The organism is Microbacterium aurantiacum (genome assembly GCF_002872075.1).
Classification (GTDB): Bacteria; Actinomycetota; Actinomycetes; order Actinomycetales; family Microbacteriaceae; genus Microbacterium; species Microbacterium aurantiacum_A.
In genome coordinates this window covers 625485-644496 of record NZ_PGGU01000016.1, presented here as the reverse complement: position 1 = coordinate 644496, position 19012 = coordinate 625485, and the positions used below count along the sequence as shown (strand labels likewise).

At 69.3% G+C, this 19012-nt stretch carries 18 protein-coding genes; 5 read left to right on the top strand and 13 right to left on the bottom strand.

The features are described 5' to 3' along the window. Positions 1-3: 3 nt before the first annotated feature. From CUR96_RS13860 to CUR96_RS13830, 7 genes are all read right to left on the bottom strand, one after another. Positions 4-1782 (bottom strand): IucA/IucC family protein, encoded by a 1779-nt coding sequence (locus tag CUR96_RS13860; protein WP_102193859.1) that lies wholly within the window; start codon positions 1780-1782, stop codon positions 4-6. Continuing rightward, positions 1779-2384 carry a GNAT family N-acetyltransferase gene (locus tag CUR96_RS13855; RefSeq protein ID WP_102193858.1) on the bottom strand — a complete coding sequence of 202 codons (606 nt, stop codon included), beginning with the start codon at positions 2382-2384 and terminating at the stop codon, positions 1779-1781. Before CUR96_RS13855 ends, CUR96_RS13860 begins: the two co-directional genes overlap by 4 nt. After that, positions 2381-3724, bottom strand: a complete 1344-nt coding sequence (locus tag CUR96_RS13850; protein ID WP_102193857.1) for a lysine N(6)-hydroxylase/L-ornithine N(5)-oxygenase family protein — start codon at positions 3722-3724, stop codon at positions 2381-2383. The genes CUR96_RS13855 and CUR96_RS13850 overlap by 4 nt, the downstream gene beginning before the upstream one ends. Continuing rightward, entirely contained in the window at positions 3721-5181 is a 1461-nt protein-coding gene (locus CUR96_RS13845) for a pyridoxal phosphate-dependent decarboxylase family protein (protein ID WP_102193856.1), read from the bottom strand. Before CUR96_RS13845 ends, CUR96_RS13850 begins: the two co-directional genes overlap by 4 nt. 78 nt (positions 5182-5259) lie before the next feature. After that, positions 5260-6243: a D-alanine--D-alanine ligase family protein gene (locus tag CUR96_RS13840; RefSeq protein WP_102193855.1), complete on the bottom strand. Its 984-nt coding sequence runs from the start codon at positions 6241-6243 to the stop codon at positions 5260-5262. Beyond that, positions 6240-7388 carry an alanine racemase gene (alr, locus tag CUR96_RS13835; protein WP_245861273.1) on the bottom strand — a complete coding sequence of 383 codons (1149 nt, stop codon included), beginning with the start codon at positions 7386-7388 and terminating at the stop codon, positions 6240-6242. Before alr ends, CUR96_RS13840 begins: the two co-directional genes overlap by 4 nt. Beyond that, complete coding sequence (locus CUR96_RS13830) at positions 7385-8035, bottom strand: M15 family metallopeptidase (protein ID WP_102193854.1); 651 nt, start codon at positions 8033-8035, stop codon at positions 7385-7387. The genes alr and CUR96_RS13830 overlap by 4 nt, the downstream gene beginning before the upstream one ends. An 88-nt stretch (positions 8036-8123) precedes the next feature. Between CUR96_RS13830 and CUR96_RS13825 the strand changes: the two genes are divergently transcribed. Together CUR96_RS13825 and CUR96_RS13820 are read left to right on the top strand one after the other, a co-directional pair. After that, on the top strand, positions 8124-8855 hold the full coding sequence (locus CUR96_RS13825) for a response regulator transcription factor (RefSeq protein ID WP_102193853.1): 732 nt from the start codon (positions 8124-8126) through the stop codon (positions 8853-8855). Positions 8856-8865: 10 nt separating this feature from the next. Continuing rightward, positions 8866-9951, top strand: a complete 1086-nt coding sequence (locus CUR96_RS13820; protein WP_102193852.1) for a sensor histidine kinase — start codon at positions 8866-8868, stop codon at positions 9949-9951. A 131-nt stretch (positions 9952-10082) separates the two neighbouring features. Here CUR96_RS13820 and CUR96_RS13815 read toward each other — a convergent pair whose 3' ends face one another. Next, positions 10083-11036 (bottom strand): helix-turn-helix transcriptional regulator, encoded by a 954-nt coding sequence (locus tag CUR96_RS13815; protein ID WP_102193851.1) that lies wholly within the window; start codon positions 11034-11036, stop codon positions 10083-10085. A 61-nt stretch (positions 11037-11097) separates the two neighbouring features. On the opposite strand from CUR96_RS13815, the gene CUR96_RS13810 reads away from it, so the two are divergent. Continuing rightward, positions 11098-12264 carry an epoxide hydrolase family protein gene (locus CUR96_RS13810; protein WP_102193850.1) on the top strand — a complete coding sequence of 389 codons (1167 nt, stop codon included), beginning with the start codon at positions 11098-11100 and terminating at the stop codon, positions 12262-12264. A 134-nt stretch (positions 12265-12398) separates the two neighbouring features. Here CUR96_RS13810 and CUR96_RS13805 read toward each other — a convergent pair whose 3' ends face one another. Further along, complete coding sequence (locus CUR96_RS13805; protein WP_102193849.1) at positions 12399-14930, bottom strand: excinuclease ABC subunit A; 2532 nt, start codon at positions 14928-14930, stop codon at positions 12399-12401. Between the two features lie 131 nt (positions 14931-15061). Between CUR96_RS13805 and CUR96_RS13800 the strand changes: the two genes are divergently transcribed. After that, positions 15062-15448, top strand: a complete 387-nt coding sequence (locus tag CUR96_RS13800; RefSeq protein WP_102193848.1) for a VOC family protein — start codon at positions 15062-15064, stop codon at positions 15446-15448. Between the two features lie 71 nt (positions 15449-15519). Here the strand turns inward: CUR96_RS13800 and CUR96_RS13795 are convergent, their stop codons facing one another. After that, positions 15520-15969 carry a MarR family winged helix-turn-helix transcriptional regulator gene (locus CUR96_RS13795; RefSeq protein ID WP_102193847.1) on the bottom strand — a complete coding sequence of 150 codons (450 nt, stop codon included), beginning with the start codon at positions 15967-15969 and terminating at the stop codon, positions 15520-15522. 160 nt (positions 15970-16129) lie between these two features. Between CUR96_RS13795 and arr the strand changes: the two genes are divergently transcribed. Continuing rightward, positions 16130-16540, top strand: a complete 411-nt coding sequence (gene arr, locus CUR96_RS13790) for an NAD(+)--rifampin ADP-ribosyltransferase (RefSeq protein WP_102193846.1) — start codon at positions 16130-16132, stop codon at positions 16538-16540. Here arr and CUR96_RS13785 read toward each other — a convergent pair. From CUR96_RS13785 to CUR96_RS13775, 3 genes are all read right to left on the bottom strand, one after another. Continuing rightward, the gene (locus CUR96_RS13785; protein WP_102193845.1) at positions 16533-17354 is read right to left on the bottom strand and encodes an AraC family transcriptional regulator; all 822 of its coding nucleotides are present in this window, start codon (positions 17352-17354) and stop codon (positions 16533-16535) included. The two genes, arr and CUR96_RS13785, sit on opposite strands and share 8 nt — an antisense overlap. Next, positions 17351-17794: a GyrI-like domain-containing protein gene (locus CUR96_RS13780; protein ID WP_102193844.1), complete on the bottom strand. Its 444-nt coding sequence runs from the start codon at positions 17792-17794 to the stop codon at positions 17351-17353. Before CUR96_RS13780 ends, CUR96_RS13785 begins: the two co-directional genes overlap by 4 nt. Before the next feature lie 95 nt (positions 17795-17889). Further along, the gene (locus tag CUR96_RS13775) at positions 17890-18900 is read right to left on the bottom strand and encodes a LacI family DNA-binding transcriptional regulator (RefSeq protein ID WP_245861320.1); all 1011 of its coding nucleotides are present in this window, start codon (positions 18898-18900) and stop codon (positions 17890-17892) included. Positions 18901-19012 lie beyond the last annotated feature (112 nt).

The following is a 19012-nucleotide window of genomic DNA, read 5'->3' as shown; positions in this document are numbered from 1 at the left end:
CCGTCAGCCTCCCACGGGAGCGAGCTGCGGGATCCGTGCCCGCCCGATCGGGTTCGCCAGGGTGCCCGCGTACATCAGCGATGCCGACTGGTCGGCGAGGTCGACCATGCGCAGGGTGTTGCGCAGCTGGAGCCGGTTGAGGCACGAGTGCGCGAACGAGTCGGCCCGCAGATCGACGAGAGAGTCCAGGCCCGGGTGGTCGGCGGCATGCTCGTCGACGGTCTCGGCGACGATGCGCCAGAAGTCGGTCTCGGGCAGCGTCCCGTCGACGTGCAGGATGCCCGCGAGGTGGCGCAGCACGCCGTCGAAGACATCGGTGAAGATCGCGAGCGCCTTCTCCTGGTCATCGACCGGCGACACGGTCCGGCGGATGGCGTCGGGAACCGCCCGCTCGGCGAGCAGGGCGATCTCCTCGCCGATGTCCTTCATGAAGACACCGGTGGGCACATGGTCGTCGAGGATGAGGATGAGGTTCTCGCCGTGCGGCATGAACGCGAGGTCGTGCGCGAGCAGGCAGTGCACGATCGGGCGCAGGTACGCGCGGAGATAGGCCCGCACCCACTCCGCCGCCGGACGGCCGGATGCCCGGATGAGCGACGTGACCATGGAGGCGCCCTGGTGGTCGCGGTGCAGCAGCGCGGCCATCGTGGCCAGCTGCTGCGATCCGGTGATCAGCGGCATCGGGCTCTCCCGCCAGAGGGCCGCGAGCATCTTGCGGTGCGCCGACGGCTCCGGGGTGCGGTGATAGGCGTCGCCGGTGTAGCCGATCGACGCGCGCTCCCGCAGTACGCGGAACCCGGCGTCGCGCAGCGTCGCGTCGCCCGCGACGAGATCGGCGACCCAGTCGTTGATCGCCGGCGTCACCCGCATGTAGGCGGGCGACAGCCCGCGGAGGAACCCCATGTTCTGCACCGCGAGTGCGGTCTTCACATAGTGCCGCTTCAGATGCGTGGCGTTGAACATCGTCCGCACCGACTGCTGCGCGCGGTACTCGTCGTCGCTCTCGCCGATCAGCACGAGGTCGCGGCGCGCCAGGTCGGGAGCGAACGTGATCGCCACCCGGTTCTCCCACTGCCACGGATGCACCGGCAGCAGATGGAAGTCGCCCGGATCCTCGCCGACGTCGGCAAGCCGAGAGGCGAAACGCTCACGCTCGCCGGAGCTCAGCTCACCGGCGAGCAGCGTCTCCTCATCGAGCCCCGCACCGAGGGCCAGGTGCGAAGCCGACCGGCGCGCGGCGACCCAGACCAGACGGAACGGGCGACCCGCCTCGGGGGCGAACGCCGCATGGTCGGCGACGCCGAAGCCGATGCGGCCGTTGTTGGCGACGAAGCCCGGGTGCCCCTCGGTCATCGCCGCCTCGACGGTCTGGAAGTCGGCGTCGGCCAGAGCATCCGCCGTCGGCCCTCCCTGCGCGATCTTGAACATCGCGCCGGCCAGGGTCGAGGCGATCTCCTCGAGGTAGAGCGGCAGCAGCTCGTCGGACAGGCCGAGCAGCGGCTGGAGCTCGAGGATGAGCATCTGCGCGTCCAGAGCCGTGACACTCCCGCCGACGACGCGGCGGATGCTGTCCTCGTCGATGATCCAGTGCTCCAGCGCCGTGCGGACGGCCTCGAACCGGTACTCGACGTCTCCGGCGGGAACCGGCAGTCGCCATCCCCCGTCGTGCGCCTCCGGGGTGATCAGCCGCTCATGGCTGAACTCGGCGATGGCCTTGGCGACGAGATGGCGCTGCGCGCGCTCGAGCGCGTGGGGGGTCAGGTGGTCGGCGGGGGCGCTCATGCGCGGCCTCCTCTTTCGGGTCGTTCACGGTGTGCCGGCTGGAGGGAGCCGAGGTCGGATGCGGCGAAGGCGGCGCGCGTGCACACCGACAGCATCGCGGTCTTGGTGTGGCCGCCGTCGTCGACGGTCACCAGGCGCAGCTCGGTGAAACCGGCGCGCACGTTCTTCCGGCGGATGCGATCGTTGCGCGCATCCGGTTCCACGACCACTCGCTGCGCACCGAGCTCGTCGAAGCACCAGGCCATCACGGCCGCGAAGACGGCATCGGTGAGACCGTGCCGGGGTTCGCCCACCGGTGGTGAGATCAGCACGTGCATGCCGAGGTCGCCGGGGAGCGCATCGTGGACGTCGGTCAGCAGCACGCGGGACGGATCGTAGGTCTCGGCGTAGAAGGCGGAGATGCCGTCGACCAGGCCGAGCCAGGCGTCCTGTGCCGGATGCGCCAGGATGCCGTCGAGATAGGCGACGACCGCGACGGTGTCGAGGTCGGCCATGCCCCAGAACGCCGAGTGCGGATCGGCGAGCCATGCGCGCAGCACCGCCGCGTCGCGTCTCGGATCGGCGGCGATGAGCGCGACGGACAAATCCGTGGCGACGGTCATCGTGCCGCTTCCGCTTCCGGTCGTGCCGCGAGCGTCGCATCCTGGGGGATCCCGAACTCCTGGAACGCGATGCGCCGCTCGATCGGATAGACCTCACGCCCGATGATCGACGCGAGGATCGAGGAGTTGCGCCACGCCCCGAATCCGAGGTCCGGCGCGGTCAGACCGTGGGTGTGCTCCTCGCCGTTCTGCACGAAGATCCGGCCACGGCCGCCGTCGACGCTGTAGTCGCGGGCGACGTCGAGCCGGCCGAGTGCGTCCCAGTCGAGACGGTCGGCGACGCCGGCCAGGAACGGCGGCGTCTCGGCCGCATACCCGGTCGCGAGGATCAGCGATGCGGTCTCGCGCTCGTGATCCTGGCCGAGCTGGGCATGCCGCAGGCTGAGCCGGTAGCGACTGCCGTCCCACTCGGCAGCGGTCACCTCGGTGTCGGTCAGCAGCGTCGTCGGCACCGGGCCGTCGACACTGAGCCGGTACAGCGTGTCGTAGATGTCGTCGACGAGGTCGGCGGAGATGCCCTTGTACAGGCTCCGCTGCTCGCGGCCGAGGTGCTGACGCAGCCCGATCGGGAGTGCGTGGAAGTGGTCGGTGTACTCGGGAGAGGTCATCTCCAGCGTGAGCTTGGTGTACTCCATCGGGAAGAACCGCGGCGAGCGCGTGATCCAGTCGAGGCGGTAGCCGCCGTCGCGGGCCCCGTCGAGCAGGTCACGGTAGATCTCCGCCGCCGACTGCCCGCTGCCGACCACGGTGATCGAGTCCGTGGAGCGCAGCTCGTCGCGGCGCTCCATGTACTCCGAGCTGTGCACGGCGTGGCCTGCGACGTCGCGCAGCTCCTTGGGCACGGAGGGGCGGGTGCCGACTCCGACCACGACGTGCCGGGCGCGGAGCGTGCGCTCCTCGCCCGTGTCGGTGCGCATCGCGCGCACGGTGTACACGTCTTCGGTCTCATCGTGCTCGATCGCGACCACCTCGTGGTTCCACCACAGATCGGGCAGCCGGCTCGCGGCCCAGCGGCAATACGCGTCGTACTCGGCGCGCAGGGCGTAGAAGCTCTCGCGAATGTAGAAGGGGTAGAGCCGTCCGGTGTGCTTGAGCCAGTTGAGGAACGAGAACTCCGACGTCGGATCGGCCATCGTCACGAGATCGGCGAGGAACGGCACCTGGATGGTCGCACCCTCGATCATCATGCCGTGATGCCACCGGAATCCGTCTTCCCGGTCGAGGAACACAGCGTCGAGCCCGGTCGGATGCGCGAGGCACGCGAGTCCCAGGTTGAACGGACCGATGCCGACGCCGACGAGATCGTGGATGTGGCCGCTGTCGTGGACGTGGCCGCTCATGCGTCCGCTCCGACCAGCTCGAGTTCGTCGTCGATGCTCGCCAGCGTCGAGGCGGCATCCTTCACCATCGCGAGGATCGCACGCACGTCGTCGAGCGTGGTCTCGGGGTTGAGCAGCGTCAGCTTGAGGCACGGCCGCCCGTCGATGACCGTCTTCGCGACCAGCGCGCGCCCCGATTCGAAGAGCACGCGACGCACCCCGGCGACGAGGGCATCCTGTTCCGCAGGAGACGCGCCGTCGGGACGGACGCGGAACAGCACAGTGCTCAGCTGCGATCGGCCGATGAGCTCGAACTCCGGGTCGTCGTCGACGACGTCGCCGACCTCGGCCGCGAGATCGATGACGGTGTCGAACATCTCACCGATGCGGTCGGGCCCGATCGCGCGCAGCGACACCCACAGCTTCAGCGCGTCGAAGCGCCGAGTGGTCTGCAGCGACTTGTCGACCTGGTTCGGCTCGTCGTTCTCGAGCGGGTTGAGGTAGTCGGCGTGCCACGCCCCCGCCGCGAGGTCGCGGGGTTCACGCACCAGGAGCGCGCTCGAGGAGACCGGCTGGAAGAAGCTCTTGTGGAAGTCGACGGTCACCGACCTCGCCCGGTCGATCCCGGTGAGCAGGTGCCGGCGGCGCTGCGAGACGAGGAGCCCGCAGCCGTAGGCCGCGTCGACGTGGAGCCAGACGCCGTGCGCGTCGCACACCTCTGCGATCCGCGCGATCGGGTCGATAACTCCGCGGTCGGTCGTGCCGCCGGTGGCGACGACGGCCATCGGCACGCGCCCTTCCGCCGTGGCTGCGGCTATGGCGGCGTCGAGAGCTGTCGGGAGCATCCGTCCGTCGCCGTCGTCCGCGACCTCGATCACCGCATCGTCTGCGAGACCGAGCAGCAGCGCCGATTTGCCCACGCTGAAATGACTGGATGCGGTCGCGAACACGACCATGCGCGAGAGAGCGATCGATCGCGGCTCGTCGAGCTGAGCGACGGCCGCCTCACGGGCGAGGAACAGCGCGTGCATGTTCGACTGCGTGCCACCTGAGGTGAAGACCCCGTCGCCGGCGGCGAAGCCCACCCATCCGGCGGCCACCTCGATGAGCCGGCGCTCCATCAGGGTTCCGACGGTCGACTGGTCGTAGGTGTCGACGGAGGTGTTCACCGCCGCGAGGACGCTCTCGGCGGCCACCGCCGGCAGCGCCACGGGGCAGTTCAGGTGCGCCGCGTACGCGGGGTGATGGAACCACACCGCGTGGGCGAGGAACAGCTCGTCGATCTCCTCGATCGCCGATGAGCCGCCGACTCCGGACCCCGCCAGATCGACCGCGTCGACCAGGCGCTGCAGGTCGGCGCGAGACGCCCCCGAGGCCGGCTTTGCGGTCTCGGCGAACCGCGCGGCGACTCGAGACGACGTCTGTGCGATCAGCGATCGATACTGGTCGACGGTGGACGAGGTGAGCAACTCCGACATTCAGGCATCCCCTTAAGTTAGGTATGCCTACCCTATCCAGTGCGAAGTTCCGGTGCGAAACCGAGCGTCATGTTCGGCTCACGCGAGGTTCGGCGCGGCATCCCGCACCGGCACCACAGCACCGGCCACCAGCCGGGCCACGAGATCGGGGTACGCCACCCCGGCGGCCTGGAACATCCTCGGCACCTGAGACGCCGCAGTCATCCCCGGCATCGTGTTGACCTCGTTCAGCACCGGACCGTCGTCGGTGAGGAAGAAGTCCATCCGGGCGACTCCTGCGCACCCGAGCGCCTCGAACATCGTCAGAGCTGCCCCCGTCAGCGCGCGCCGATCCGCCTCGCCCAGCACCGCCGGCACCGTGAACCGCGCGGATCCGTCGTACTTCGCCGCGGTGTCGAACAGGCCCTCCGCGTGGATCTCCAGCGGGGGCGGCGCCCAGACCGTCCCGTCGGCGTCGCGCAGCACGGCGACGTCGATCTCCCGTCCGCGCATCACACGCTCCACGAGGATGCGCCGGTCGTACTCGGCCGCGGTGCGCAACGCAGGACGCAGGAGCGCGGCTTCGCGCACCAGGGTCACGCCGTAGCTGGAGCCGGCCGACACCGGCTTGACGACGACATCTTCGTCGAACTCGAGGTCGTCGATGTCGTCGGCCCGGATCAGGATCCCGGGTGCGGTGCTGATGCCTGCGGCTCCCGCCACCAGCTTCGTCACCCACTTGTCCATGCCGATCGCCCCCGTGCCCGGCCCTGACCCGACCACCGGCGTGTGTGCGAGCGCGCACAGCGAAGCGAGTGCGCCGTCTTCGCCGAGCGCGCCATGCACCGCGGGGAACACGACGTCCGCGCGGCCGATCAGCGCGACGGCGGCGGCGAGCGACCCGGCCGCCCCAGCGCCGAGCGCGATGCCTTCCTCGATCCAGGTGCCGTCGCGGGCGATCGTCACGGCGGTGACCTCGAAGCCGCGCGATCGCAGCGCGCTGCCGACCGCCGCCGCTGACGCGAGGGACACTTCATGCTCGGAGTTCTGTCCGCCTCCGATGACCAGGACGTTTTCGTTCATGCGATGCTCCTCTTCACTCGCGGCCCGATGCCGGTGACGATCGTGTGCGGGATGGTTGCGGCCCAGTCGGCCCATTCATGGATGCTCGGCACGGCTCCCCCGTCGGGGCCGAAAACGGTGGCGATCGTGCCGTGCGGAAAGGCCTCGGCGCCGGTGTCGATCACGATCTGGTCCATCGATACCCGGCCGACGATCCGGTGCCGCCGCCCGCCGATCTCGACGGCGGCATTCGCCGACAGCCCGCGCGGGATTCCGTCGGCGTAGCCGAGTCCGATCACGCTCAGATGGGTCTCGCGGTCGGTCACATGGATGCCGCCGTATCCGACCGGCGTGCCTTTCGGGGCCAACGAGGTGTGCACGATCGGCGCGGTCAGCCGCGATGCGCCGCTGAGGGCGACCGTCCCCGACGGGTCGATGCCGACCAGGCCCGCGCCGATCCGGACCAGACCGAAGTGCGTCGCCCGGTCGGTGAGCGCGCCGGAGGTCGCGGCGAGGTGCACGAGCAGCCTCCCGAAGCCGGCGGCGCGAGCTGCCGCGCGTGCGGCGTTCATCCGGGAGACAGCCGCCGCGTTGTGGACAGGGTCGGCATGGTCGGCCAGCGGCAGATGGCCCATGATGGCCACCACCTCGATCCGGCCGAGGCCATGACCGGCACGCGCCAGGCGGAAGAAGTCATCCCACTGCTCGCTCGGGCATCCGCCACGGGCCATTCCGGTGTCGACGCCGAGGTGCACCCGGATGCCGGGATCGCCGAGCGGCCCGGCATCCACGATCAGCTGCCGCAGCTCGTCGATCGAGCCCACAGCCACATCGATCCTGTCGGCCGCCGCACGCGCCGCGTCGATGCCGGAGGGATGCAGCCAGGCCAGGATCGGCACGGTCAATCCCGCGGCTCGCAGCGCCGAGCCCTCGGCGATGTCGGTGACGCCCAGCTGCTCGGCGCCGGCCGCGACGGCCGCCCGTGCCACGGTGACAGCGCCGTGTCCGTAGCCGTCGGCCTTGACGACAGCCATGATCCGCGCGTCTGTCCTCGCCTGCACTCGGCGGATGTTCGCGGCGACGGCGACGGGCAGCACCTGCAGAGTCGGCCCGTCCAGGCGGGATCCTGCCGCGGTCATCGCTGACGCGCTGCGGAAGAGCGTCATCGGCTCATCCTCGGGTCTTCGCTGGAATCGGCGTACATGGCTGGGCATCCTCCGTCGACCGCCTCGGGGCGCAACTCGTAGTGCCAGGACTCGTTCGCGTAGATCTGGCAGAGGCCGTAGTCCGCCCCGTGCTGCGCCAGCCAGTCGAGGGCGCTCAGCGGCCCCAGATCGACCGCTTCGCCGGACACATGCGCCGAGCCCGTGGGCGACGCCACCCAGCGCGCCGCTTCCTCCATGGATCCGTACTGGGCGACGGCGTCGGCCAGCAGCTTCTCCTGCAACGCGGTCGAACGCCATCCGCCGTTGACCTCGAACTCGACGCCGTCTCCTCTGGCATCCGTCGCCGCGCGCCGCAGCGCCTCGAGGAGAGCCGGATCGAGCTTGCTGACCGCCGGAAGGTGATCGTCGAAGACCGAGGGCCGAGCGTCGTCTCGGATCACGCCGTCGGCTTCGCTCGGAGCAAGGGTGGAATCGGTCGGTGCCAGCGCCGGCTCCCCGGTGACTGCGATGGTGCCGCCGGGGGTGCCGGGCGGAGCTTCGCCCAGCGCCTGCTGGGTGAAGAAGACTCCGGCACCGACGAGGCCGATCGCGATGCCGGCGGCGGCGATCCGCCGACGGGGGAATCGGGGGGCAGTGGTGTCGTTCATGTTCCCCAGTCAAGGCATCCGCGTGTTGCCCTGCCGTATGCGCTTTTCCATATGCTCCCGATATACCCGGGTGCGTAGGATCTGAGCCATGCGTGTGCTGATCGTCGAGGACGAGCTCTATCTCGCCGAGGCCATCCGCGACGGGCTGCGGCTCGAGGCGATCGCATCCGACATCGCCGGCGACGGCGACACCGCACTCGAGCAGCTGAGCATCAACGCGTACGACATCGCCGTGCTCGATCGCGACGTCCCCGGGCCCTCGGGCGACGAGGTGGCCCAGTGGATCGTCGCCTCGGGCAGCGGCATCCCGATCCTGATGCTCACGGCCGCCGATCGTCTCGATGACAAGGCGACCGGGTTCGAGCTGGGTGCCGACGACTACCTGACCAAGCCGTTCGAGATGCGCGAGCTCGTGCTGCGGCTGCGCGCGCTCGACCGCCGTCGGGTGCGCACGCGCCCGCCGGTCCACGAGATCGCGGGTCTCCGTCTCGATCCGTTCCGGCGCGAGGTGTTCCGCGACGGCCGGTATGTCGCGCTGACCCGCAAGCAGTTCGCCGTGCTGGAGGTGCTGGTCGATGCGGCCGGCGGCGTCGTCAGCGCGGAGGAGCTGCTGGAACGCGCGTGGGACGAGAACGCCGATCCGTTCACGAACGCCGTGCGCATCACGGTGTCGTCGCTGCGCAAGCGCCTGGGCGAGCCGTGGCTGATCCTCACGGTCCCGGGGGTCGGCTATCGGATCGCGACGGATGCCGGTGGGGCGGATGCCGGTGGGGCGGATGCCGGTGGGGCGGATGCCGGTGGGGCGGATGCCGGTGCCTAGGCGCCGCGGGATGAGCGCCCGGCTCAAGCTGACGCTGAGCTATGCTGCTGTCGTCGTGCTGTCGGGAGCGGCGCTCCTCAGCGTCGTGGGGCTCTTCCTGCTGCGATACGTGCCCGACGTGCAGATCCCGCAGATCCTTCCAGGTGAGTTCATCCCCAACCGCTCGGATCTGCTGCGTGCCTTCGCGCCCGTGGCCGTCGCGGTGATGGTGTTCCTGATCGTGACCGGATTCGCCGGCGGATGGTGGCTCGCCGGACGGATGCTCGCACCGCTCGAGCGGGTCGGCAGGGCGGCGCAGCTCGCCGCACAGGGTTCCCTGTCTCATCGCGTCGCGCTGGAGGGACCGAAGGACGAGTTCCGCGACCTCGCCGACGTGTTCGACGCCATGCTCGAGCGACTCGAGGCGCACGTCGGCGAGCAGCAGCGCTTCGCGGCGAACGCGTCGCACGAGCTGCGCACCCCTCTGGCGATCTCGCAGGCGCTGCTCGAGGTCGCCCGAAGCGATCCGGAACGCGATGTCGACGCACTCATCGACCGACTGCAGGAGGTCAACACCCGGGCGATCGAGCTGACCGAGGCGCTGCTGCTGCTCAGCCGCGCCGACGGCCGCGCGTTCGCCCGAGAGGTCGTCGACCTCTCGCTCCTCTCCGAAGAGGCGGTCGAGACGCTGGCGCCGCTCGCCGACCGACGTCGTGTCGCTCTCGACGTCGGCGGCGACGCCGCCCGCGCCCTGGGATCCCCGGCGCTCCTGCAGCAGCTGGTCGCGAACCTCGTGCACAACGCCATCGTGCACAACCTCTCGGAGGGGGGCACGGTCTCGGTGCGCACTCATGTGCACCCTGAGGCGGTCGCGCTCGTCGTTGAGAACACGGGGGCGGTGGTGCCGCCGCACCTGGTCGCGATCCTGGCCGAGCCGTTCCAGCGTGGCACCCAGCGCACCCGCGCCGACGATCACGCCGGGATCGGACTGGGCCTCGCCATCGCGCAGCGCATCGTCCAGGCCCACGACGGATCGCTCCACCTCACGGCCCGCCCCGACGGCGGACTCAACGTCACGGTGTGGCTGCCGCATCCGTATCCCGCGCCCTTGGTCTGACCGGTCCTGCCGCTCACCACATGTGCCGTCTGTCGGACGATGTTGCACCTGCAGGATGATTCCCCGGAATCGGCCCGACATCTGTGCATCGGTCCGACAAGTCGCACCACCCGAGGCGGAGTACCGACGCGTCAGCCGGCACCACGGGTGAACCTGGCCGCCATGTCGACGAGTGCGCGGCGGACGTCTTCCCCCTCGAGCAGCTCGAACTCGATCCCGGACATCCCGATGTACAGGGCGAACTCCTCCGGCGAGCGCGAGCCGGCGGTGAGGATGCTGGTGCCGTCGCCCTCGTCGACCACCTCGGCCACGGTGGCGTCGAAGTGCCGGGAGACGACCGCGGCCGGCGCGTGCATCCGAAGGCGGGCGCGGTACGGGTACGGCGCGGTGGTGATGCTCCGGGTCGTGAACTGCCTGAGGGCGACGTCGGGGATGGCGCGCTCCGGGAACTCGTCGCGGAGGATGACCGGATGCCGCATCCGATCGACGCGCAGGGTTCGCCACGCCTCGCGCTGCGGATCCCAGGCGACGAGGTACCAGCGTTCGGCAGTGTGCACGATCCGGTGCGGTTCGACGAGTCGTCGCACTTCGACGCCATCGTGCCGGGTGTAATCGATCTGCAACTGCCGCCGTTCGGCGATGGCGGTCGCGATCGCCGTCACCACGTCGAGGTCGACGTCGGCGCCGCCACGTGTCAGCGCCACCATCGCCTGCTCGATCTCGACGATCTGCCGACGGGTCGCCGTCGACAACGATTGCTCGAGCTTCGACAGGGCGCGTGCCGCGGCATCCTCGATCCCGGTGACGACACTGGTCGCGGCCGCACGCAATCCCACCGCGATCGCGACGGACTCATCGGCGGTGAGCGTCAGGGGAGGAACCGCGGCGCCGGCACCGAGCCGATAGCCGCCATGCCGGCCGCGGTTCGCCTCGATCCCGTAGCCGAGTTCGCGAAGATCGTCGATGTCGCGGCGCAGCGTGCGATCGCTCACCTCGAGGCGGTCGCGCAGTTCGGCGCCGCTCCATTCCCGCCGCGCCTGCAGGAGCGAGAGCAGTTCGAGGGTGCGTCCGGTCGTCCGTGTCATGCTCTGAGTCTCTTTCGTTATCAGGCCACATTATGACCGGTTATGGCCAGAGGCTGAAGACATGAAAACGAACCAGACCGACTTCCGCATCCGCCCCTTCCGCATCGAGATCCCCGACACCGAGATCGACGACCTCCGTTCCCGTCTGCAGAATGCCCGGTTCGCGCCGCCGCTCGGCGCCGACGACTGGAGCACCGGCATCCCCTCCGCCGAGCTGCGCGATCTCGTGATTCGATGGGCAGCGCACGACTGGCACGCCACCGAAGAGCGTCTCAACGCACTGCCGCAGTTCATCACCGAGATCGACGGGCAGCGCATCCATGCCGTGCACGTGAAGTCTCCGCACCCCGACGCGACTCCGCTGCTGCTGTTGCACGGGTGGCCGGGGTCCTTCCTCGAGTTCGAGGCTCTCATCGGACCGCTCACAGACCCGGTCGCGCACGGCGGCGACGCATCCGACGCCTTCGACATCGTCATTCCCTCGCATCCGGGGTTCGGGTTCTCGATGCCCCTCTCCGTCGGAGCGTGGCCCCTCCGACGTGTGGCCGCGGTGTATCTCGAGCTGATGACGCGACTCGGATACGAGCGTTTCGTCGTGCAGGGCGGCGACTACGGAGCGGGGGTGGCACCGGAGATCGCCCGATCCGCACCGGACCGCGTGATCGGCGTGCACGCCAACGGCTCGCTCGGGACGTTCGCCGGCGAGGCGGACGAGGAGATGATCGCGACGCTCAGCCCGCTGGATCAGGATCGTCTGCGCCGCATCGGCGAGTTCATGGAGCACGAGTTCGGCTACATCTCCATCCAGTCGACGCGTCCGGGGCTCATCGGGGCGATGACGGCGGACAGTCCCGTCGCGCAGCTCGCCTGGATCCTCGACAAGCTGCACGCCTGGACGCACCCTGCAGAAGCGTCGGCCATCGACGTCCTCGGGGAACAGTTCGTGTTCGACAACGTGTCGCTGTACTGGTTCACGGCGAGTGGCGGGTCGGCGGCATCCCTGGTCTACGCTCAGCCCGAAGCCTGGGGCGTCGAGGAGCAGAGCTCAGGGGTGCCCTCGGCTGTCATCGCCTTCGCGCACGACGTCGGCCTGCGCTTCGCCGAGGAGAAGACGAACAACATCGTCCGCTGGACGGATGTTGAAGACCGCGGTGGCCACTTCGCGGCTCTCGAGGAGCCGGAGATGCTCCTCGCCGACGTCCGGGAGTTCTTCCGGACGCTGCGCTGAGCTCCGGCGCCGCGGGGCTGTGTCACTTGTCGGACGATGTCGCACCTGCAGGACGAATCCGCCGGATCGGTCCGACATCTGTGCATCGATCCGACAAGTGGCACACCGTACCCCGTCGGGTGCACCTCGCCGGGTCACTTCCCCCGCAAGACCTCTGCGAGGTAGCGGCCGGTGACGCTGTCCCGAGCGTCGGCGATCTGCTCAGGCGTGCCGGTGGCCACGATCCGCCCGCCTGCGGAACCGCCTCCCGGCCCGAGGTCGATGACGTAGTCGGCGTTCGCGATCATGTCGAGGTCGTGCTCGATCACGATGACGGTCGCGCCGCGGGCCCTGAGCCGCTCGAGCACGCCCAGGAGCACGCGGATGTCGAGGGGATGAAGGCCGACGCTGGGCTCGTCGAGCACGAAGAGGGTGTCGGTCTGGTCGCGTCCGAGTTCGGTCGCGAGCTTGAGACGCTGCGCTTCGCCGCCGGAGAGCGCGGGTGTGTCCTCACCGAGGGCGAGGTAGCCCAGCCCCAGATCCAGCAGCGTCTGCAGCCGACGCCGCACCTTCGGCAGATCCGGGATCTCCTCGATGGCCTGCCGCACGGTCAGCGCGAGGAGGCCCGGCAGGGAGATGCTCCGGTCCGTACCGGCCGGCCGCATGATCTCGTGCCCGGCCGGGGCGTATCGGGTGCCGTCGCAATCGGGGCAGGGGATGTCGACGTCGGGCAGGAACTGCACGTCGAGGACGACCTGGCCGGTGCCCTCGCATCGCGGGCACCGCAGCGAACCGGTGTTGTACGAGAAGTCCGCGGCGGTGAGACCCCGGGACCGCGCTTCGTCGGTGGCGGCGTAGGCGCGGCGAAGATCATCGAGGACCCCGCTGTAGGTGGCGACCGTGGAGCGGACATTGGTCCCGATGGGGGTGGCGTCGACGATGTCGACCCTCGTGATGCCGGATGCATCGAGCCCGCTGACGTGCGACGGACGTTGCCCGCTGCCGGCGAGCGCGCGGAGGCCGGGGACCAGGCTGTCCAGGACGAGCGTCGTCTTGCCGGAGCCCGACATCCCGGTGACGGCCGTCAGCCGCCCGATCGGGATGTCGGCCTCGAGAGCGTGCACGGTGTGGATCGGCGTCGTCGTGATGTGGACGGTGCCGCGCTCGAATACCTCCGAGACGCCCGCGCGCTCGCGGACGATGATCGACTCCCGCCCTGTCAGGAATCCGCCGATGAGGGATTCCGGGTTCTCAGAGATGTCGGAGATGCTCCCCGTCGCGAGGACGGTGCCTCCCTCGGCTCCGGAACCCGGACCGATCTCGATCATCCAGTCCGCCTCCCGGAGCACCTGCACATCGTGATCGACGAGGACGACGGAGTTGCCGTCCGCGAGCAGATCGCGCATGACGCCGACGAGCCCGTCGACGTTGGCCGGGTGCAGACCGATGGACGGTTCGTCGAGGACGTAGAGGACGCCGGTCGTCCTGTTGCGCACGGCACGGGCGAGCTGGACGCGCTGGCGCTCCCCCGTCGACAGCGACGAGCTCGCCCTGTCCAAGCCCAGGTAGCCGAGACCGAGCTCGATGAGGCGCTCCGCCATCTCTGTGAACTGGCGGACGATCAGGTGCGCCATCTGGTGCATCTCGGCCGGCAGCTCGTCGACGACGGTGGGCACCCAGCCGACGACCTCGTCGAGGGTCATCGCGGTGGCCGCGGCGAGGCCGATCCCCGCGACGTGGGTGCCCCTGGCTGTCTCGTTGAGGCGGGTGCCGCCGCACACCTGGCAGGTCTGCGCGGTGATGAACCTGTTGACCCGGGCGAGGCCCTTCTCGGTGGTCGCGTTGGTCAGCGCCTCCTGCACCGCGAGGCGGGCGTTGCGATACGTGAAGTCCAGTTCGAACAGCTTGCCGCTCTTCGAGCGGACGGCGATGTGACGCTTCTCCTCGGTACCGTCGAGAACGATGCGTCGTTCCTCTTCATCGAGGTCGGTGAAGGGCACGTCGGTGCGCACGCCGAACTCGGCGACGACCTGCGGCATGACGGTGAGGCCGAACATCTTCCACGGCGCGACCGCTCCCTCGGCGATCGTCAGCGTTGGGTCCGGAACGAGCGCCGCGTCATCGATCTCACGGACGGTGCCGGTCCCCGAGCAGGTGGGACAGGCTCCGTCCGAGTTGAACGCGAAGGTCTCAGCACCGGGCGGGTAGAACACCGCGCCGCAGACCGGACACGTGAGATCGAGGTTCGCCGCGACGTCGATCGTCGGATCGAGGCGGTGACCGTTGGGGCACAGGTGCGAACCGAGACGGGAGAACATGACACGCAGCACATTGAGCAGCTCGGTCGCGGTGCCGAATGTCGATCGCACGCCGGGAACGCTCGGACGCTGTCGCAGCGCGAGCGCTGCGGGAACGTGCAGCACCGAATCGACCTTCGCCCGTGTCGCATGGGTCATCCGGCGCCGCGTGTACGTGGAGAGCGCCTCGACATAGCGCCGCGACCCCTCGGCATAGAGCACACCCATCGCGAGCGAGGACTTGCCCGAGCCCGACACTCCTGCGATCGCCACCAGCTTCCCCAGGGGCACGTCGACGTCGACGTTCTTGAGGTTGTGCACTCGTGCGCCGCGCACCTGCGTGACCAGGGGCGCGTCCACGCTCACCCGTCCTTCGCGATCGTCGGTCATGCTGCTCCTGCCGGTTGCGAGAATGCCTGAAGTTGTTTCCATGGAAACTATATCGCCTAGACTGGCCACCCGCCATCCATGAGTGAGGCGGTTCGCAACGAAGACCCGCAAGGGCGATTGGAGAGACGATCATGAATGCTCCGGCCATCGGTTCGGTGTCCTGGTTCGAGATCGGCAGCGACAAGCCAGAGGATGTGAAGAAGTTCTTCGGCGAGCTGTTCGGCTGGCAGTTCAAGCTGAACACGGATCTGCCGGGCGTCGACTACCACGCGGCGATCACCCCAGGGGCTCCCGGCCCCGGGGGCGGCATCTTCGACCACGCAGGTCGCTTCGAGGACTACGCGATCTTCTACGTCCTGGTGGAGGATGTCCCCGCCACGATCGAGAAGGCGGAGAGCCTCGGCGCAGAAGTCACCATGGAGCCCGTCGTCGACGCTGCAGGCGTGAGCTTCGCGCGCCTGCGGGATGCCGGCGGTCACCACTTCGGCGTGTACTCGATGCCTCAGGCCGCGGCCTGACCTCCGCACCGAACGGGACGGGCGCATGCCCGCCCCGGTCGGTGTTCACGCCCGGGAGACGGCGGATGCTGTCAGGCGATGAGCTTCTCATCGCCGGCGAACGCGCTCGCGCGCAGCAGCTTCAGGCCGGCGGCCATGCGGTCGAGTTCACCCGCACCGAGCGTCGAGCGGAACCGAAGCGCGAGTTCATCCTCGAAGATCGGGACCGCCCGGTCGAGCGCCTCCTGGCCCGCCGCGGTGAGCGCCAGTAGCGCGGAGCGGCGGTCGTTCGGGTTGGGCATCCGCCGGCAGAAGCCACCCTTCTCGATCCGGTCGATGACCTTGCTCGTGCCGCCCACCGAAATGACGAACTCGTTCGCGACATCCTGCACGCGAAGGCCGGACCGGCGACCGAGCAGCTGCATGATCTCGAACCACGTGAGCTGGAGGTCGCAGTCCCGGCGCAGCCGCGCATCCACCGCCGCCCAGAGCTCCGTCTCGAACCGCACCAGATCGTGGTACAGCTCCTTCAGATCCGTCATTCTCACCTCGTCGCCCCTGAGGCATCCGCTGTCCGGCGCCCGTCATCTGTATTCCGAGGATGAATCTTCCTCTGACATATGTTATCCGACCGCGGACGGATCGTCAGGCTCACCACGCCCGAGCCTGTACTCGCGGCGGGCAGCCGCCTAGGCTGCCGCGGTGACCGAAACACTCGACGACGGCCCGTTCTTCCACGGCACCAAAGCCGATCTCGCGCCGGGCGACCTGCTGACGGCGGGGTTCCGCTCGAACTACCGCCCCGAGATCGTGATGAACCACATCTACTTCACGGCACTGCGCGACGGGGCGGGGCTGGCGGCAGAACTCGCGGCCGGCGACGGCGCTCCGCGGGTCTATCTCGTCGAGCCGACCGGCGCCTTCGAGAACGACCCGAACGTGACGGACAAGAAGTTCCCCGGCAACCCCACCCGGTCGTACCGGAGCAACGCCCCGCTGCGGGTCGTCGAAGAGGTGACCGACTGGCAGCGGCTCGCGCCCGAGGCGCTGCAGATGTGGCGTGACCGCCTCGCGGCCATCCGCGACGACGAGCACGGCGAGATCATCAACTGACCAGCAGAAGCAGGATCTCGGTGACCGATGCGTTGGGCGCTGTCACGGCGGGATCGGTGAGATACGCCTCGAACACCGGGTGATCACGGGGCTCTTCCCCTGATGAGGGCAACCACTGGCCGTACAGCCAGAGGTACGCCCGGTGCATCGAGGAATAGGGGCCGACGTAGCGCAGCACCGCGTGCCGCCCCGCGGGGATCGTTCGCCGCTCCAGGGGCGCCGGCACCGCCGCATCCCCTGTGAGCACGGCTCCCGCCCACGAACGCAGTGCCGCCGCCGGAACGGCGTCGGGGTCGTCTTCGTAGACGGCGACCATCCGTCCGGCGTCGCCCATTCGGTCCCGCACGCGCGCGAACGCCTGACCGATGTCGATGAACGCGCCTCGGTGCGGTGAGACGGCGAGGACGAGCTCGTCCGTTTCCCGGATCTCCACCGGAAACGCGTCGAGTCGCTCGGCCTGCCCTCCTCGGAAGGCCGCATGCGCGCCGCCCTCCCGGAATCGGCCGGGCGGCATGCCGTAGCCGCGCGCCAGGGCGCGACTGAACGTCTCGACGCCGGAGAAGCCGGCACGCCGGGCGATCTGCGAGATCGACAGGTCCGTCTCGACCAGCATCGAGGCCGCGCGCTCGAGGCGAAGGCGTTGCACCGCTTGGGCCGCCGTCTCACCGCGCACCGCGCGGTAGACGCGATGCCAGTGATACGGCGAGAAACGCGCCACATCCGCCAGGATCCCGAGGTCGAGTGCGTCATCGAGATGCTCGTAGATGTACGCGGTCACGTCATCGAGCTGCTGCTGGTACTGCGCGGCCTTCACGATGCCGAGCGTAGCCCCGGCGAGATCTCGATGCCGCCGTCCGCGGCGTACCGTTCGAAGTCGGCGAGGTAGCTCAGGTCGAGGTCCTCCCGCGCCCAGATCCGCTGCCATGCCTCGCCCACGAGGTCAGGGCGGCCCGGTTCCAGTTCGACTATTTCGCGGTCGGATCGTGGCACGACCACGGCGGCCAGTCCCTCCGGCGGGACGGTCCCGTCGGGAACCCGGTGACCGATGACGAGCGTGTAGTCGCCGAGGTTGTCGACGCCGGCATGCTCGTGATCGGCGTACACGGCATAGACGTCGCCCCCGGCGCCCGTGCTCCCCGCGACATCGGCCTGCACGAACGACTCCCAGTGCGGCGGGATGGCCGACGCCGCCTCCCGGTTGTTCGTCCTTAGGGGAAGGCCGACGATGGTGAACTGCTCCTGTGTGATTCTCATGACTTCAGCCTGCCCGCCGCGGCATGACGATTCTTGCGGGATCGGGATCGGGATCGGGATCGGGATCGGGATCGTGATCGCTTGCGGGATCGGTCTCAGCGTCGCACGGCCGTCGTCGACGCGCGCGGGATGAGCGTGGGAAGCGCGCGGGTCACGCTGCCGGCCGGGCTGCCCAGCATGTCGAGCGCGCTGACGGCGATCTGGTCGAACGGGGTGCGCACCGACGTCAGCGGCACGGGGAGCATCGCCGCCAGCGGGATGTCGTTGTAGCCGATGATCGAGAGATCGGCTCCGACGCCGAGTCCCGCTGCGGTCGCGGCGGCGACCACTCCGATCGCCTGGTTGTCGTTCGCCGCGAAGACCGCGGTGGGCCGCGATGCCGCATTCGCGAGAAGCGCCCGACCGGCGAGATTCCCCGATTCGATCCCGTAGCCCGTCGAGATGACGCGATCTTCAGGGAGCACCAGGCCCGCTTCATCGAGAGCGCGACGGGCACCGGCCAGCCGATCCCGGGCGCTGGATGTGAACGAGGGGCCTGTGATGATCGCGATCTCGCGATGCCCGAGGTCGATCAGGTGGCGAGCGGCGAAGTACCCGCCGGCCTCATCGTCGCCGAGTGCGGAAGGGCTCACACCATCGGTGCGCAGCACCAGCGCGTGCGGGATGCCCCGTTCGCGGAGGGAGGCAGGCAGGTCGTCGTCCAGCCGTGCTGTGGCGAGGACGAGGCCGTCGACGTTGCGATCGAGCAGGGTCTCCGTCGCGCGTCGCTCCTCGGCGGGGTCATCGCCGCATGTCGCGACAACGGCGAACGAACCGCGGCTCCGCGCTGTGCGCTCGATCGCCTCGTACATCAGCGCCATGACGTGATCGGTGAGTCGCGGCACGAGAACGCCGATGGTCCCGGTGGCCCCTCGCCGCAGACCGGAGGCGAACATGTTGCGGCGGTAGCCGAGCTCGTCGGCGATCCGGCGGACCTTCTCGGCGGTGGAGGACCGCGACGGGGGCGTCCGGTCGTCGAGCACGCGGCTGACCGTGGAGATGCTGACGCCGGATGCCGCGGCGACATCCTTCAGGGTGACGACGTGTCGCTCCTGCTGCTCGTCCACGGCATCCTCCTCGACGCGATCCTGATCGGGTGTTGACAACCCCGGCATCCCCGATCATACTTGCAATCGTTCCTGCAAACGTTCCCGCGAACGTTCCCAGAACTCGAAGACG

What these genes read in the sequence shown, in the direction of transcription:
- alr (WP_245861273.1), bottom strand. Translation starts at nt 7,388, where the DNA reads ATGACGCTCTTCCGCAGCGCGTCAGCGATGACCGCGGCAGGATCCCGC.
- CUR96_RS13800 (WP_102193848.1), top strand. Translation starts at nt 15,062, where the DNA reads ATGAATGCTCCGGCCATCGGTTCGGTGTCCTGGTTCGAGATCGGCAGC.
- CUR96_RS13780 (WP_102193844.1), bottom strand. Translation starts at nt 17,794, where the DNA reads ATGAGAATCACACAGGAGCAGTTCACCATCGTCGGCCTTCCCCTAAGG.
- CUR96_RS13820 (WP_102193852.1), top strand. Translation starts at nt 8,866, where the DNA reads ATGAGCGCCCGGCTCAAGCTGACGCTGAGCTATGCTGCTGTCGTCGTG.
- CUR96_RS13815 (WP_102193851.1), bottom strand. Translation starts at nt 11,036, where the DNA reads ATGACACGGACGACCGGACGCACCCTCGAACTGCTCTCGCTCCTGCAG.
- CUR96_RS13845 (WP_102193856.1), bottom strand. Translation starts at nt 5,181, where the DNA reads ATGTCGGAGTTGCTCACCTCGTCCACCGTCGACCAGTATCGATCGCTG.
- CUR96_RS13830 (WP_102193854.1), bottom strand. Translation starts at nt 8,035, where the DNA reads ATGAACGACACCACTGCCCCCCGATTCCCCCGTCGGCGGATCGCCGCC.
- CUR96_RS13795 (WP_102193847.1), bottom strand. Translation starts at nt 15,969, where the DNA reads ATGACGGATCTGAAGGAGCTGTACCACGATCTGGTGCGGTTCGAGACG.
- CUR96_RS13840 (WP_102193855.1), bottom strand. Translation starts at nt 6,243, where the DNA reads ATGAACGAAAACGTCCTGGTCATCGGAGGCGGACAGAACTCCGAGCAT.
- CUR96_RS13810 (WP_102193850.1), top strand. Translation starts at nt 11,098, where the DNA reads ATGAAAACGAACCAGACCGACTTCCGCATCCGCCCCTTCCGCATCGAG.
- CUR96_RS13805 (WP_102193849.1), bottom strand. Translation starts at nt 14,930, where the DNA reads ATGACCGACGATCGCGAAGGACGGGTGAGCGTGGACGCGCCCCTGGTC.
- CUR96_RS13855 (WP_102193858.1), bottom strand. Translation starts at nt 2,384, where the DNA reads ATGACCGTCGCCACGGATTTGTCCGTCGCGCTCATCGCCGCCGATCCG.
- CUR96_RS13850 (WP_102193857.1), bottom strand. Translation starts at nt 3,724, where the DNA reads ATGAGCGGCCACGTCCACGACAGCGGCCACATCCACGATCTCGTCGGC.
- CUR96_RS13825 (WP_102193853.1), top strand. Translation starts at nt 8,124, where the DNA reads ATGCGTGTGCTGATCGTCGAGGACGAGCTCTATCTCGCCGAGGCCATC.
- CUR96_RS13860 (WP_102193859.1), bottom strand. Translation starts at nt 1,782, where the DNA reads ATGAGCGCCCCCGCCGACCACCTGACCCCCCACGCGCTCGAGCGCGCG.